The organism is Mesorhizobium sp. LCM 4577 (genome assembly GCF_001854795.2).
In the GTDB taxonomy this organism is placed as follows: Bacteria; Pseudomonadota; Alphaproteobacteria; order Rhizobiales; family Rhizobiaceae; genus Mesorhizobium; species Mesorhizobium plurifarium.
On record NZ_MDDU01000031.1, the window covers coordinates 1 to 15,429 of the forward strand.

Sequence of the window (15,429 nt, forward strand, 5' to 3'; positions counted from 1 at the left end):
TTCCCCGGCTATTCGCCGCTCTCTCGCTTGCGAGAGGCGACGGGCGATACGGCAGGATCCTCAAATCTCTTGCTAGGACCGACCTGCTGATCCTCGATGATTGGGGACCGGAAAAGCTCAATGACGACCAACGTCGCGATCTCCTGGAGATCATTGAGGACCGCTACGAGCGACGCTCAACCATCGTCACAAGTCAGGTGCCCGTGGATCGCTGGTGGGAGATTATTGCAAACCCGACTCTTGCCGATGCCATCCTGGATCGCCTCGTTCACAACGCCTACCRCATCGATCTCACCGGTGAAAGCATGCGAAAACAGCGCCCGCTAGTCGCTTCCGAAAACACCGAAGCTTGACCTGAAACAAAACCCAACCCAAACATCAACGAGACCCAGGATCAGACCGAAAAACGTCCGGCTTCAAATCGGAATGGTGRCCGGAATGAAATCGGAATGACTGGCCGGCTTCAAATCGGAATCGGTGGCCGGCTTCATCGGAATACGCAGTCGAAGGTCTCCATGATGTCGTCGGCGATGAAGGGAACAGATGGCCTGAGCTTGGCAAACTCGAAATATCCGGCGAGCCGTAGAGCCAGGTAGAGCTGGAATCGCGCGCCTTTCGACAAAGCGTCAGCGACCTTTGACTGGCCATCATTCTGGGTCGCGATGAGGACCTCGCCGCCCTTTATCGGCTGGGTCGTTAAGCCTGTGTACCGGCCGCGCGTTATCAGTGCGAAAGCCTCGGAGGCCTCGCTCATCATTCCGGAGCGGTGACGTTCGCGGTAGACCCGGAGCGCGCTTGCCGCCGACATCACCCCAAGTTTCAATTCGATGTAACGAGCAGCCTTCTCCTCGATTTCGAGAAGAACTGTGCGGCGCTCCGCATCGATCCGGGCAACTTGGCTGTCGCCGCCAATCGCGTCGAGCTTGTCGGTCGCTCGAGTACGCCGGACGAGTTGCTGTTGTATGGCTTCATCGAGGTCAGCGAGGCGTCGCTCGATTTCGGCCTTTTCAATTGCCAGCCCATCGAGATCGACGCTCTCCAGCAATGAGCGCGCCTGGGCGAAGTCCTCGAGGGCGAGCTCGCTCGTCAGTCGTTCTTCAAGCTCGGCCACAGCGCTCTGCAGACCATCTCGCTCGCGAAGCCGTTCATCCCGCTCTGCGACTTCGGGAAGAGTTTCCACCCTGAAAGCGTCGAGCACTTGCTGCTTGGTCGTCTCGTGTGCCGCGATCTCGGCGTTCAACGCCTCCTGAGCGTCTTGTAACTTCTGAATATCAACCAGGAGATTCGCCCTCGCCTCACGGGCGCGCTCGGCTTGCTCCAGACGCTTGGTCAGCCTGACGCTCGCCTGTTCCGGCGCGTCCTCGCTTGAGGGATCCCCGGCCTGCGCACCAAGCCGGGCCACCTCTTCAGCAAATCCAGTCCTGTCCGCTTCCATCTTGCCTATGCGCATACGCATTCCCTCGCGATCCTGCAGGGCCTTTGAGAGCTCCGACAACTGATCGAGCACGCTTCCAAGCCCGGTTCCGGCGACGCCGTCTTCGAGCCAGGTGCCCTTCAGCGTTTCATTGACGTCAGCCTGCCATGCAGTGTCTCGCCGTTCGGCAATTTCAACAGCGAGTCGCCTGGCAGCCAGCTCCTCTTCCTTCGCGGCGACGCTCCTCAGTGCTTCCGCGCGTTCCGCGTCGACCTTCGCCTGCCTGTCGAGAAAGCGCTCGGCCGCGACCACCATGGTCTCCATGGCCTCACCGGCTTCCGGCTGAATTCCAACGCTTCGAAGAGCCGAGGCCAATCCGAGGTGGATCCGCTCTCCTTCGGCCGTCGCGCGTCCAATCCTTGCGCGCGCGAGCAGGATGTCGTCCAAAGCGCCAAGCGCGTCAGCGTGTGCGGACAGCCGCTCCTCCAGAAGTCCGATCAAGAGGTCGAGCGACTGCTCCTGGCAGTCCTCAAGCAAGGTGCCGGCCATTCGCTTGATTTCAATTGACGCAATTTCCGCGCGCTTGGCCACACCCGCGAGTTGGCAGCTTACGCGCTCTATTGTCGCTTCGGTCTCGGCCGCCTTCTGCCTGATTGCGCGCAAATCCGCGAGCTCGCCCGCATGGGCCAATCGAGCCGCTCCGACATGATCGTCCCTGGCCAGTGCTGCTGCAAACACGTCTGCGGTTTCGACCTTGAGGTCCGCCCGGTGATTTCGCCAGGCCTCGTCCCTCTCGCGTCGTATGGCTGCGGCTGTGTCATCGTCGGCGATCTCGGCCGAGGCGCGGACAGCAGCCAGCCGCAACGAAGTAGATGTTCGACTTTGTTCATGCTCAACCAGACGCTCGGAAAAGACTGCCTTGTCCCTTTGAAGATCCGCGGCCAGTGTTTTCCAGGCAGCCATCTGCATCGGCGGCGGAACTGGCATTTTCGAAAGTGCCTCCGCATCCCCCGACCAAGGCCGAAGGCGCCGCATTGCATCGGCCAGCCCTGTTTGCCGCTCGTCCTCGAACGCCACCGCCTCTGCGATTTCGCGTTTATGACCGCTGGCCTTGGCTTCCGACACGGCTGCCATCAGTCTGGCTCTTGCGGGCTCGGGCACCGCCCTCTCCTCGCCAACGCGGCCTCGGGCCGCATTGAGCCCGTCGAGCGCGGCAGCGGCCTCATCGCGGGCCATCCGCAGGCTCGTCGTGATGCCGGAGCGTTGTTCGGCCATGGTGCGAAGCGTGCCGACCACAACGGCCGGCAGGATGAGCCGGGACGGATCCTGTTCGGCTGACCTGCCAAGCGCGCCGAGACAGCTAGCCACGGTCTGGTCGAGCAGCTGGACCTCCATCTTACGGGTCGGCAAGTCCATGCCCGCGGATAGATAGCGCGCCTTGCGGTCGGCAAGTGCTCGCACCTGCTCCGAGATCGTCAGCACGGCCTCGTCGATAGCGATTGCTTCGATCTTTGCCTTTGTACGATCGATCTCATCGGCATTGGCGTGCAGACGGGTTCTTAAGCGTGCGTCCTGGCCGATCAAGTCCGGTACGCTACCACTCCAGGTCTTGGCAGGAGACAGCATGTCCGGCAGTTCAGCCAGCCTGCTTGCCTTGCGTTTTATTTCGGCCAGAAGTGGCGCGGCGCGTGCATATCGCTCGATCGTGGCGAGCCGCGCCGACAACGCCGCGCGTTCAGCCAGGCTGCGGTCATACTTTTCGTGGGCCTCCGCCCGTTCCGCCTCAAGCGCTTCGAATGTCGAGGCCAGCGTGTCGATCGCCTCCTTGCGTGACTTGAGTTCCGCAAACCGTTTCTTCAGMAGCGCGATTTCGGTCGTCTGGGCCTGTTTGCGGTGGAGCCCGTCGGCCTCCGCCTCAAGCGCCGCCAGGACATCGCTGGCGTGGCCGAGTCCGGCGCTGGCGGTGAAAAGGAGCTTGCCGAGATCGCCGCGCGATTCAAGGATCGCCTTGCCGCCCGCTTCCAGCGTCTCGTCATCGAGCGAGAACATGCTGCTGTAAGCTTCGCGCGAGAGTCCGGCGAGCTGCGCCGAAATGGCAATTTCGCTCAGCGGCCTGCCTTCGGCATCATGCAGCGAATTGCTGCGGCTTTTGGTGCGGGAAACGGCAAGCGCCTGCCCCTCGAATTCGAGCAGCCCGCCGATGCGCATCGAGCTATAGTCGTGCTGGAAATTATACCGACTACGCTCCTCGATGCCGAAGAGCAGATCAAGGTAGGCCGAAAGCGCCGTCGACTTGCCGGCCTCGTTCAGCCCGAAAACGATATGCAGATCGGGCCCTGAAACAGGCTTCTCCCCGAAATCGATCGCCTTATCGGTAAACTTGCCGTAGCGGGTCAGATCGAGGCGCCGCAATCTCATCGCGTCGCACCTGACTTGAGCCTCGCCGTGACCAGGTCGACGCCTCCGGCAAGCACATCGTCGAGAAACCGTTCCAGCCCCGCTTCATCCTTGCCGGCGAAACCCCTCGCATCGGGGGGCAGGTCCGCGATCGTCTTTAACACGAATTCCCGCGCTTCGGATCGAAATGCTTCTGACCCCGCATTGGCGCGCATGGACTCTGCGAGCTCCAAGGTGGGATCGGCAACGTTGCCCGAATCTCTGAGAACGGGCGCCGAAAGATCAAGATCCAGCCTCTCCACCCAGGTGTCGCCCACCTGCTCAGCCGCCTGCTCGGCTTCCGCGACAGCCAGGTCTCGGTCGCGCATCAGCGACCATGAAAGGGCGGAGGTGCCGACCAAACCGAGGCGGGCAACAAGGTAGCGCGATCTGGCCTCCTTTCGGGCTTGTTCCAGGCCTGCCCGGATGCGGATGACAGCCTCGCTCCATTCGGCTGTCCCCGTCAGATCGACACCCACACGCTCGAATTGCGCGACACTGGTGAGCCTCTCCTCGATCTTGACGGAGCGATCGTTGCGAACGGTGACCAGCGTGACCGATTTCTCGCCCGCCTCATTGATGTCCCTCCCTTGAGGAATCCCTGGCATCACGAGCGTGCTCGCGCCGGAATAGACCTGACGAACGTGGATATGGCCAAGCGCCCAATAGTCAAAGCCGTGGCCGTGAAGGTCGGCGACGCTGCAAGGTGCATAAACGTCATGGCCCGGGGAACCAGCCAGGCTTGTATGCATGATGCCGATGTTGGCAGCTCCCTCCTGGGGGCGAGCATATTTGGGCAGCAGGCTTTCGGGCGCCTTGGGGCTGGCGAAGCTCAACCCATGGAAAGCAACATCTATCCCGGAGCCAGGCTGCACCACAGATTGGCAGCGGCCGCCAAAGATCGTCACCGTGTCTGGCAAGACGAGCTGCTTGGTAATGCGCGACATGGCGTCGTGATTGCCGCGGATCATGTAGACCCTGACGCCGGCTTGATGAAGGCGCGTCATTTGGTAGGCCAAAAAGCGTGCCGTTTTCATCGAGGTTTGGTCGCCGTCATAAAGATCGCCGGCGATCACAAGCGCATCGACCTGCTCCGTTAGGCACAAATCCACGACGGCGATGAACGCCTGACGGCTGGCATCTCCGACCAGCTCGGCAAGCTCCGGATTGCGCAGCGCAAGGGAGCGCAGTGGCGAGTCGAGATGGATGTCGGCCGTATGAACAAATCGAAATGCCATTCGAAGGACTCTCCGGGCCTGAACGAAAAGCTCAGGCAAAATGCTGGCCCTAAGTCAATCTAGCTAGCCGGGCCGTGATGGCGCACGGTGAAGACAGCTTGGGTCTCGGTATCAAAGTCCGGCAGCGTTCCGCAACAGTCCTGGTGAGTGAGGTCGCGAAATTAGGGTCCGACCGCCCTTTCTGACGGTGCATTCGCTTCCCTCCCCTTTTTCTTGGCCGACCCAACTATCGCGTGGATAAACAACGCGATTGTATTCGCGTGACCGGCAAGACCCTTTTATATCCTGAAAAAATTGCTAGTCTGCATGTGGGGGCTGGGGTCAAATGCAATCTGTTGATAGTTCAGAGTTAGTAACAAATGGTGATGCGGTAGCCGAACCCTCGTCGGCCCCGAGCATAATCGCCGACGTCGCATCCAGCTTCACTTATGCATCCTATCAGAACGCAATTCCGGTAATCCGGTCTATCCGACTGGATAACGACACCGCCGGCAGCCTAGAGAGTTGCCGCCTGGAACTCACCTCATCGCCGTCGTTTCTGAGACCGAAGACCTGGGCAGTTGACCGTCTCGTTCCTGGCGATAGGCTTCAACTGAGCGACCGCAAGGTCGAGCTCGATTCCGCATATCTTGCTGGCTTGAACGAGGCCGAGCGCGGCGAAATCACCTTGCGCCTTTCTGCGGCTGGCGAGGTCCTGGACGAACGACGCGTGACGGTCCGGCTGCTCGCGCGCGACGAGTGGGGCGGCGTCGCCGACATGGCGCAATTGCTTCCGGCTTTCGTCATGCCCAATGACCCTGGCGTTGCGCCGATCCTGAGAGCGKCAGCCGATCGCCTTGCCGCGCATGGGCATCCCAGTGGCCTTGACGGGTATCAGTCGCAAAACCCGCAGCGAGCATACATGTTGGCTGCAGCCGTTTATTCTGCGATCACTGGCATGGGGTTGCACTATRCCGAACCTCCGGCGAGCTTCGAGAGCCGCGGGCAAAAGATCAGGCGTCCCACGACGACCGCCGAGGAACGCCTGGCGACCTGCTTGGATACTTCACTTTTGTTTGCCGCCACCCTTGAAGCTGCCGGCCTGCACCCGGCCGTGCTGATGTTTGACGGGCATGCAGCTGTCGGCGTCTGGCTGGCTAAGCGAACCTTCGCCAACGCGGTTGAACCAGACCAGATGGAGATCCGCAAGGCGCTTGCGTCCCGCGAATTCATCGCGTTTGAAACCACAGGCGTCACTCACCGGCCCGCGCTCACATTCGAGGCGGCGCAGAATGCGCTCGGTATCCGGCTCGCGGAAGAACAGGCGCATGCATTCGTTGCAGCCATTGACGTGAGGCGATCGCGCAGCGGCGGCATTACGCCCCTCGCCTCGCATGAGCCTATCCGGCGCAATGCCACCGATGAGGAGTCGTCTGCGGCCGTCGCGGCTTTGCCGCTTCCCGCAGCGCCAGCGATTGGCRCAATGCCAGCCGAGGCCGTCGAGATAAAGCCAACCACAGCCGCTGGTCGCATCGATCGCTGGCAGAAAAAGCTGCTCGACCTGACGCTTAGAAACCGCCTTCTCAATTTTCCCGATTCGAAAAAGACGATCCCTTTCTTGTGTACTGACGTCGCCTATCTCGAGGACAGGTTGGCGAATGGCGCCGCGGTACGTCTCATTTCCTTGCCCGAGCAGAACCCTTTGGGGGAGCGAGACGCGGAGCTCTATCGCGATGTCCATGGTCGCGATCTGCAACGCGGGTTCGCGGCTGAAGCGCTGCTCAGGGATGAGCTCGCCTCAACGCTGGACGTCCGTCAACTTGAGGCCAGATTGATCGATCTCTACCGCCAAGTGCGCAATGACTTCGCCGAGGGTGGCGCAAACACGCTGTTCCTAGCCGTGGGTTTCCTTCGCTGGAAGAAGAAGCCCGAAGATGAGCGCAGCTATCGAGCTCCACTGCTTTTGGTGCCGGTCCGGCTTGAGCGGCGCAGCGCGAGCTCGCGCTTCACGATCCGCTTCCATGAAGACGAGCCGCGGTTCAACGCCACCCTTCTCCAGTTCCTCGAGCGGGAGTTCGAACTTCGCCTTCCGCAGTTCGCCGGCGATTTGCCGCTCGACGACAGCGGAATCGATGTGCCGCGCATCCTATCCTCCATGCGACAGGCGGTCCGCGATGTTCCTGGAATGGAGGTCATCGACGAAACCGCCTTGTCGACATTCTCTTTCGCAAAGTTCTTGATGTGGAAGGACCTTGTCGAGCGAACCGATGCACTGCGACAGAACAGGGTCGTTCGCCATCTCATCGACACGCCCGAGCAGGCGTTCGAGAACTCGGGTGGTCAATCAGCCTTTCGTGATGAGGCCGAGCTGGACCGCGCTTACGAACCCTCCGCCATCATAAGCCTCCTTCCCCTCGATTCATCTCAGACCGCCGCCAGCCTAGCGGCAGCCGAGGGGCGCGACTTCGTGATCGTCGGGCCGCCCGGGACGGGAAAAAGCCAGACGATCGCTAACATGATTGCCAACTGTCTGGGCGTAGGCAAGACCGTCCTGTTCGTGGCGGAAAAGACGGCCGCACTCGATGTCGTCTACCGCCGGCTGCGGGAGCACGGACTTGGCAACCACTGCATCGAACTGCACTCGAACAAGGCCGATCGGAGACGTTTTCTGGCGCAACTGAAGGCTTCGTGGGAGCACGGAGGTAACGCCGACGCGTTTCAATGGATCGCAGTCAACGAGCGGCTTCGCCTGCGTCGGGATGAATTGAATGCCTATGTCGAGGCGCTTCACAAACGCTATCCAAACGGATGGACGCCCTATCTGGCGTTGGGCATAGCGCTGAAGTCGAACGACCAAGCTGCGCCGGCATTCGCGTGGCAGTCGTCCGATGGGCACGATGCGCAAACTCTTCTTGACCTGGAGGAGTTGGCCGCGCAAATCGGCCTGGTGTTCGCGTCGGTCGAACGTCAGCCAGCGTTGGATCTGATCGATGCGGGAGAGTGGAGCAGCGATTGGCAACTAAGGTTGCTGGCCGCCGCGACGTCCCTGCACTCCGCCATCGGGCAATTGACGGCATCGATACGGGACTACCAGTCCAGTCTTGGTCTTTCGCCTAGTGAGACGTTCTCGCATACGGAACTCCAGTCGCTAACAGGCTTGGCATTGGTTCTGTCTCAAACTCGCAACCGCGATATCTCGATTGCATACGACCGAGATTTCTCGACCTTCGGGGAAGCGCTTGCCGAGTTGGAACGCGCGATCGGGGGTTATCGCGAGAGCGAGCGCGGCCTCTCCGCCACCTACGACGTCGCGACCGTCCGGCACCTCGATTTGGATGTTCTGGACCGCCAATGGCGTGAGGCGACAGAATCGTTTTGGCCGAGATCGGCCCTCGGCAAGCGCAAGGTTCAGAAACTGCTTCAAAGCCGCATACAGCGTGGTACCGCGGACCCTGGCACGCACCTTCCTCTGCTCCGCCGGATGAGGGAGTTTGTAGCTCAGGTCGACCAAAGCCCGTTGGCGGGCAAGCCGCTACCGATCGAAGGTCTGACAACGGACGTGGCGGCTGTCGCGAGCATACTCGATTCCGCCCGGCGTCTCCGCGCGGCACTTCGCATTCCTGGACGGAGCCAAGACGAGTTTCGGGCCGTCGTTCGCTCCGTCGCACCAAGTCTGCGTGGCACCCTTGAAAACGACCGACTGCGCGAGGCGGGTGACCGGCTGCTGGCAGCCGCCAAGCAGTTCGACGCCGTGCGATCGGAATTCGGCGAGGTTTCGGCTCGGGAGATTTCAGACCCCACGGATGGTCCTAGCCTTGAAGCGCTCAGAGCCAAGCTGATTAAGCTAGCGGACGCTCGAAACCTGCTTCGCGATTGGTCGGAATGGTGCCGGGTGAAAAGGCAGGCGATCCAACGCGACCTGGCACCTCTGGTTGAGCAGATCGAGACGGGAGCGATAGCCGCCGACAAGGCGCGCCCGGCCTTCCGGGTGGGCTACGCAAGATGGTGGCTGCCGAAGGTTCTCGACGGGGACGCGGTATTACGAAATTTCCGCAGGTTCCAGCACGAGAACGCGATTACGGAATTTCGCGAGATCGACGATCTTGTGCGCACACAAGCCACTCAGCGCGTGGTCAGCGCGCTCGCGCATGGGCTTCCTTCTGTACAAAGCGTGTCGCGCAATTCCGAACTTGGGTTGTTGCGGCACCAGATGGAGCTCCAGCGGCCAAGTCAATCTATCCGGGACATGATCGGTAAGATGCCTGAGAGCTTTGCCAAGCTTGCGCCCTGCATGTTGATGTCGCCGCTATCGATTGCCCAGTACCTTCCTCCAAACCAGGCCTTGTTCGATGTGGTGATCTTTGACGAAGCTTCGCAGATCACCACCTGGGATGCAGTGGGCGCGATAGCCAGGGCGCGACAGACCATTATTGTCGGCGATCCCAAGCAGCTGCCGCCGACCAATTTCTTCGGCCGCAACGAGGACGACGAGGAGATTGCCGACTACGAGAAGGACCTGGAAAGCATTCTTGATGAGGCAAGGGCGTCCGGAATTCCGGTGCGCGATCTCAGATGGCACTACCGCAGCCGCAGCGAGTCGCTGATCGCGTTCTCGAACTATCATTACTACCGAAACCGCCTGGTGACGTTCCCCTCGCCGGCGGTCGATGATCGTGCGGTGCGGCTGCACCGGGTGCCTGACGGCATCTACGACCGCGGCAAGAGCCGCACCAACAAGATCGAGGCCATGGCGGTCGTCAGCGAGGCCGTCAGTCGCATGAAGGGCTGGCTGGCGCTGCCGGAGAATGGCCGGCCGACGCTCGGCGTAATCACATTCAACGCGCAACAGCAATCGCTGATCTTGGACCTTTTCGATGCCGCGCGCCGGGATCATCCGGAACTCGAATGGTTCTTTGCCGAAGATCGGGTCGAGCCCGCGATCGTAAAGAACCTCGAAAACGTCCAGGGTGATGAGAGGGATGTTATCCTGTTCTCGATCACGTTCTACAAGGACGGCTCCGGAAAGCCTCCGGCGATGGACTTCGGGGCTCTCAACCGAGATGGCGGCGAGCGGCGCCTCAACGTGGCGGTGACTCGTGCGCGACAGGAACTCATCATCTTCTCCGGCTTTACCGCGGACCAGATTGATCCGTCGCGAAGCAAGGCGATCGCAGTTCAACACCTGAAGACATTCCTCGACTATGCCGAACGCGGCCCGATCGCTTTGCCTGCCCAGGATCTTGGATCTGTCGGCGGTTTCGATTCGCCGTTCGAGGAGGCAGTCGCTGAGCACTTGGAACAGCGGGGATGGATCGTCGTCCCGCAAGTCGGGATTTCCGACTTCCGCATAGACCTGGGCATCCGCGACCCGGATCTTGTAGGAGCGTATCTGGCAGGGGTCGAATGCGATGGAGCGACCTACCACAGGTCAGCGACGGCACGGGACCGCGACAAGGTCCGCGAGCAGGTGCTTAGAGGGCTTGGCTGGACCATCTTTCGTGTGTGGTCGACGGACTGGTGGTTCGACGCGAAGGGCTGTGCTGAGCGCCTCCATACCAGCCTAGAGGGACTGCTTGAGGAGAGTCGGGCGCGTCGTTCGAGCGAACAGACGGAGGAGGTGACACGCTGGGAAATGGGTCAACAGGTCGAGCCGACAAGCGAGCCCATTGACCAGGCGCCGGTCTCAATCGAGGAACCTCTGCCTCTCCCGACTACGTCCGAGGTCGAACTGGTCTCGGCAAATGTTCCCTCAGCTATCGAGCCTTCGGGCTTTGGAACATTTTCAACGATGGGGGGTCAGCCGGTCCAAGGAGATGTCGAGAAGGGACGTTACCGGGTGACCGATCTCACTGCCTTCCGGGTGGACCCCGAGCAATTCTTCGAGTTCAGCTACAGGACCACGCTGCAGGACATGGTCGCGGCGATCGTCGAGACCGAAAGCCCGGTGCGAACAGACGTTCTCGCCCAGCGCATAGCCCGGGCACATGGGTGGCTCCGCACGGGTGGACGCATCCGCGAGAGGATAGACCTGCATCTGAGGGACTTGGATCGCACGCTGGAGTCGAGCGGCGAATTCATTTGGAAGAAGGGCGGGATTTCGGACTTCTTGGCCTATCGTCAACCCGCCAATGACGAAGGCCGACGTTCGATTGGCGACATACCGCTGGCTGAATTGGCCTCAGTGATAGTCGACAATCCCGGACTCCTCGATATGGCCGATCCTGCACGCGATATGGCCCATCTCATGGGTGTTGAGCGCCTTGCGGCGGTCTCTCGTGCACGATTGGAGGAAGCGATCTTAAAGGCGAGGCGACATCTTACTGGATCCTCATAGACTCGAATCCTACAGAAACACGCTAAATTTTTTTTGGGGGGTAGCACCATGGCGGGCACGCCAATTGATGATGTTGTCGATTGGTCGACAAAGCTCTCAGCCTGGAAGCAGGACGCGCTGCGGCGGCTGGCGATCTCGAATGAGCTAACAGATGATGACATCGACGCTTTGCTGGCCATGGTCAAGCATGCGGCCGGCTTCGCGCTCACAGTGCCGCCGCCCTCCCCGGTACCGTTTACCAAAGCCCACTTCGGGAATGGAGAATATCAACCGATCGTCCTCAAGCGCATCGCCAATGTCGAGAACGTCAATCGGCTGGTGTCAAAGGCATCACTTACATTCTGTCCAAAGGCTCTGACGATCGTTTATGGCCGGAACGGGAGCGGCAAAAGCGGTTTTGTTCGCATCTTTCGTACCGCTTGCCGGACGCGCGTCGAAAACCAAGCCAAGCTCAAGGTTCTTGCCGACGTCTACGGAAGCACGCCCGGCCCTCAGTCAGCTGACATCGTGATCGATGCCGGCGAAGGTGAGCTGGTAATTCCTTGGTCGCCGGGCAATGCAGCCTCATCGCAGCTGATGCAGGTTGCGGTGTTCGACACGGCCTCGGCTCAGCTATATGTCGACGGCGGAAATCAGATACGCTTTCTTCCTTTCGGACTAGCTCTGCCGCATCGGCTGAACGCAGTCTGCATAACCTTGAAGGAAAAGCTTGAAACAGAACGGGCAAAGGAGGTCGGCAACAAAGTCGAACTGAGCGCGATCACGTTCCCCATCCAGCGCAATACCGCAGCCCAGATCTTCAACGGTCAGCTGAACAGATCCACCCCTGACGCACAGATTGAGGCGGCAACGACGTTTGCCGAGAACGATCAAAAGCGTCTTGATGAACTCACTGCTACCCTTTCCGCCGGTGCTGCCGCAGTCGCTGACGTAAACGCGCTTTCGAAGTGGATTGACGGCCTCATCCAGGAGGTCAAGGAGGTGGGATCGGCTTTCGCCGATCCCGCTCTGGAAGAGCTCCGAAAGCTCCGCGCCTCAGCAGTCGCAGCACGCCAAGCCGCGACTTTAGCGGCTGGCGAGTTGTTCACTGACGAGCCGCTGCCAGGCGTCGGGAGTGATGCATGGCGAGCGCTTTGGGCTGCGGCGCGCAATTACTCGGTGAAAGAGGCCTATAAGGACAAGGACTTCCCGGTTCTCGTGGCCGACGACGGGGTGGCAGAATGCGTGCTATGCCAGCAGCCGCTTTTGTCGGATGGTGTTGCTCGAATGCAGCGCTTTCAGAAATATATGGACGACACCCTCGATGCCGCAGCTCGAAAGGCGGAGCAAGTGGTCGAAGATGCCCTCAGGGGTCTCCAGGGCCTGGCTCTACTTGGCGCCCACGACTTTGCCGATCGTCTCGAACAGGTAGGAAAACGCGACGAGGGGTTGGCGAGCGTGCTCGCAATCCTCCAGGGATCAGCGGTCGCACGGCGAGCAGAGGCGCTCGCAAGATTGCAGGGTGAAGAAAGTGGCACCGTTGCTCCTCTCACCCTGCCAATGGAAGAGATGGAGGCTTTCGCGCTCAGACTGAAGGCGGAGAAAGACGGGCTTGCACAGGCCGCCAATACCGAAGAACGAACCAAACTCGAGGCCGAGAAGGCTGAGCTTGACGACCGAAAAATGCTTGCCATCAACAGAGCGAAGCTCACGGCGCGACGGGATTTGCACGTTGTTGACGATGCCTACTCGAAGGCTCTGGCTGATGTTCAAACTCGTGGGATTACGCAGCGCGCAAATGAGTTGGTCGACGCCCATCTGACAACAGCAGTCATCAAGCGTTTTGATTCCGAAAGGGCCCGCTTCGACATCATGCACCTCAACGTGGGCCTTGCACGCAAGAGCAATCAGACGAAGGCGGAATTCGAGGTCGATCCCAAGACAAGACTTACGAAGGTCACCTCGGAGATTCTCAGTGAAGGCGAGCAGCGTGCCTTGGCACTTGCCGGGTTCCTGACCGAAGTCGCGTTGACCGACGGCTCAGGACCGATCGTGATTGACGATCCTGTCTCGTCTCTCGATCGTGATCGAAGCGCCAAGGTTGCTCAGCGGATTGCGGAGGAGGCGTCCAAGCGACAGGTCATCGTGTTCACGCACGATATTGTCTTTTTCAACGAGCTTTGTAGCGCGGCAGATCAGGTTGGCATCGAACCCGTTACGGTCGCGTTGTTCAGCGACAAGGCTGCCGCGGGCAAGGTGGATACGGCGGGGATGCCCTGGAAGGGCCAGAATGTCGCCAAACGCATCGGCCGACTGAAAAATGACGCGGCACCATTGGCAAAGCTCCATGCAGTTAGCCCGGCGGACTACGAGTATCAGGTGAAGAACCTCTATGGCCGATTGCGCGACACCTACGAGCGCGTTGTCGAGGAAGTGGTCTTCCGGGACATAGTCCGGCGGGGAACGGACGTCATCCAGACCCAGTTGTTGCGCTATGTTCGACTCCCAGACGCGCTGGCAATTCGATTCCATGAGGGCATGACGCGCGCGAATACCCACAGTCATGACAATCCGGCGGCTGACACGGTGTCCGTTCCCCTTCCCCATGAGTTCGCCGAGCATATTTCTGAGCTCGAGACCCTGATCTCAGACCTCAAGGCTGAGAGCGAAGCCGCCGAGGCAGCTCGCCCACAGATGAGGCCTAAGAAATAATACTTGCCACTGCTGAAACTCAGGCCACAGGTCACACAGATGTTCTTGGCAAACCCTGCGGCTCATTTTGAGCCGATGCCCCTCACGGATTTAACCGTGTTCTGACTGCGACTGACGGGGCATTTGCGTCGATCATAAGGCGCGGCCGATGCATAGAGCGGGGTCACATTCTGGTCGACATGGAGGGCGATCCGCAGGCGAACTGTGCGGATGCGCCCCTTCAGCTCGGAACGTAATGAGGCTTAACCGTCTTGCCTGGGGCGGGAAGGGTTTCGGCCACCAGTTGAAATTCATAGGATGCGCGCGGGAAAGCATAGGAAGCAACGCTGCTCCCTCCGACGACATGCACGGCAGCGTAGGTCCGCGAATTCTTGCCTACGTCGCCGGTACGCTTGAGGAGATCTCCACTGACTGTCGAGATGTCCATCGCAAAGGTTCTTCGCGCCCCATCTTTACTCAACTTGTTCGTCACCCGCATCGGTAAGCTCGGGCACAATGTCGCCCGCCAGCAGCTTCTCCTTCGACAGCAACCCTGCATCCTCGAGCGCCTCGAAATCGGGCAGCAGGCGCAGCGTTTCGAGCTCGGACTGCGACAGGAAATTCCTCGTCGTCACATGGGTGTAGGGCGCGCCCGGTTGCGGGCTGCGCGGCCCGGAGGCGATGAGGTCCTGTGCGCGCAGCACGCCGATCAGATCGCGCGACACCTCCTTGCCGAAGAAGCTCGACAGCTCGCAGCGCGTGATCGGCTGGAAATAGGCAATGCACAGATGACGTCGCCAAAAGCCTTCTTGGTCCGGTGCTGCCAGCCGCCGGTGATCGCGACCAGCTCGTAGGGGCGACCGGCGACTTCGGTGCGGATTCCGACGCGAAGCCGGCCGCTATTCCGATCAAAGACCGGCCACCGTTCCGATTTGAAGCCGGCCAGCATTCCGATCAAAGACCGGCCAGTTTTCGGCACTGAAGATTACCTCCTGGGTCAGCAACTTTGGCATCAAGTGCCCCGCGGTAAACGGGGAGATTTTGATGCCGGCGAAGAGAAGGCTGACCATGAGACAATTGAGACAAATGCTTCGGCTTGCCGGAAGCGGGACGAGCTCCCGCGAGATAGCAGTCATTTTGGGGATAGCGCGCAGCACGGTGCAGGATAACCTGCAGCGTGCGGCAGCAGTTGGATTGACCTGGCCCTTGCCGGGCGAACTGACCGACGATGCGCTTGAGAACAAGCTTTTCAGCCGCAACGGCGTCAAGCAGGGAACACGGCGACGCACGGAGCCGAACTGGGCCGATCTTGCGGTCGAGCTCAAGAAGCCCGGCGTCACTTTGCTCATCCTCTGGGA

The 15,429-nt window shown here is 60.3% G+C and carries 5 protein-coding genes and 2 pseudogenes; 4 read left to right on the plus strand and 3 right to left on the minus strand.

The annotated features are described in order from the left end of the window. On the plus strand, positions 1–353 hold a 353-nt coding region (locus LCM4577_RS24740), incomplete at its 5' end, for an ATP-binding protein (RefSeq protein ID WP_198541083.1). Between the two features lie 134 nt (positions 354–487). Here the strand turns inward: LCM4577_RS24740 and LCM4577_RS24745 are convergent. Together LCM4577_RS24745 and LCM4577_RS24750 are read right to left on the minus strand one after the other, a co-directional pair. Beyond that, a complete protein-coding gene (locus LCM4577_RS24745; protein ID WP_083354847.1) occupies positions 488–3,832 on the minus strand; it encodes a YhaN family protein in 3,345 nt (1,114 codons plus the stop codon). Then, positions 3,829–5,088: a DNA repair exonuclease gene (locus LCM4577_RS24750; protein ID WP_042643614.1), complete on the minus strand. Its 1,260-nt coding sequence runs from the start codon at positions 5,086–5,088 to the stop codon at positions 3,829–3,831. Before LCM4577_RS24750 ends, LCM4577_RS24745 begins: the two co-directional genes overlap by 4 nt. Before the next feature lie 325 nt (positions 5,089–5,413). Here LCM4577_RS24750 and LCM4577_RS24755 point away from each other — a divergent pair, with 325 nt between their 5' ends. Both LCM4577_RS24755 and LCM4577_RS24760 read left to right on the plus strand, forming a co-directional pair. Continuing rightward, positions 5,414–11,401, plus strand: coding sequence for a DUF3320 domain-containing protein (locus LCM4577_RS24755; RefSeq protein ID WP_071073932.1), 5,988 nt, complete (start codon positions 5,414–5,416; stop codon positions 11,399–11,401). Positions 11,402–11,449: 48 nt separating this feature from the next. Beyond that, positions 11,450–14,092 carry an AAA family ATPase gene (locus LCM4577_RS24760; protein ID WP_042643618.1) on the plus strand — a complete coding sequence of 881 codons (2,643 nt, stop codon included), beginning with the start codon at positions 11,450–11,452 and terminating at the stop codon, positions 14,090–14,092. Positions 14,093–14,544: 452 nt separating this feature from the next. Here the strand turns inward: LCM4577_RS24760 and LCM4577_RS24765 are convergent. Next, a pseudogene (locus tag LCM4577_RS24765) lies at positions 14,545–14,951 on the minus strand (SMC-Scp complex subunit ScpB); the annotation flags it as partial. 206 nt (positions 14,952–15,157) lie between these two features. Here LCM4577_RS24765 and LCM4577_RS24770 point away from each other — a divergent pair. Beyond that, positions 15,158–15,429 (plus strand): annotated as a pseudogene (locus LCM4577_RS24770) (IS21 family transposase); the annotation flags it as partial.

Bases quoted from the DNA above. Each gene is read 5' to 3' on its own strand.
- LCM4577_RS24750 (WP_042643614.1), bottom strand. From the start codon at position 5,088: ATGGCATTTCGATTTGTTCATACGGCCGACATCCATCTCGACTCGCCA.
- LCM4577_RS24760 (WP_042643618.1), top strand. From the start codon at position 11,450: ATGGCGGGCACGCCAATTGATGATGTTGTCGATTGGTCGACAAAGCTC.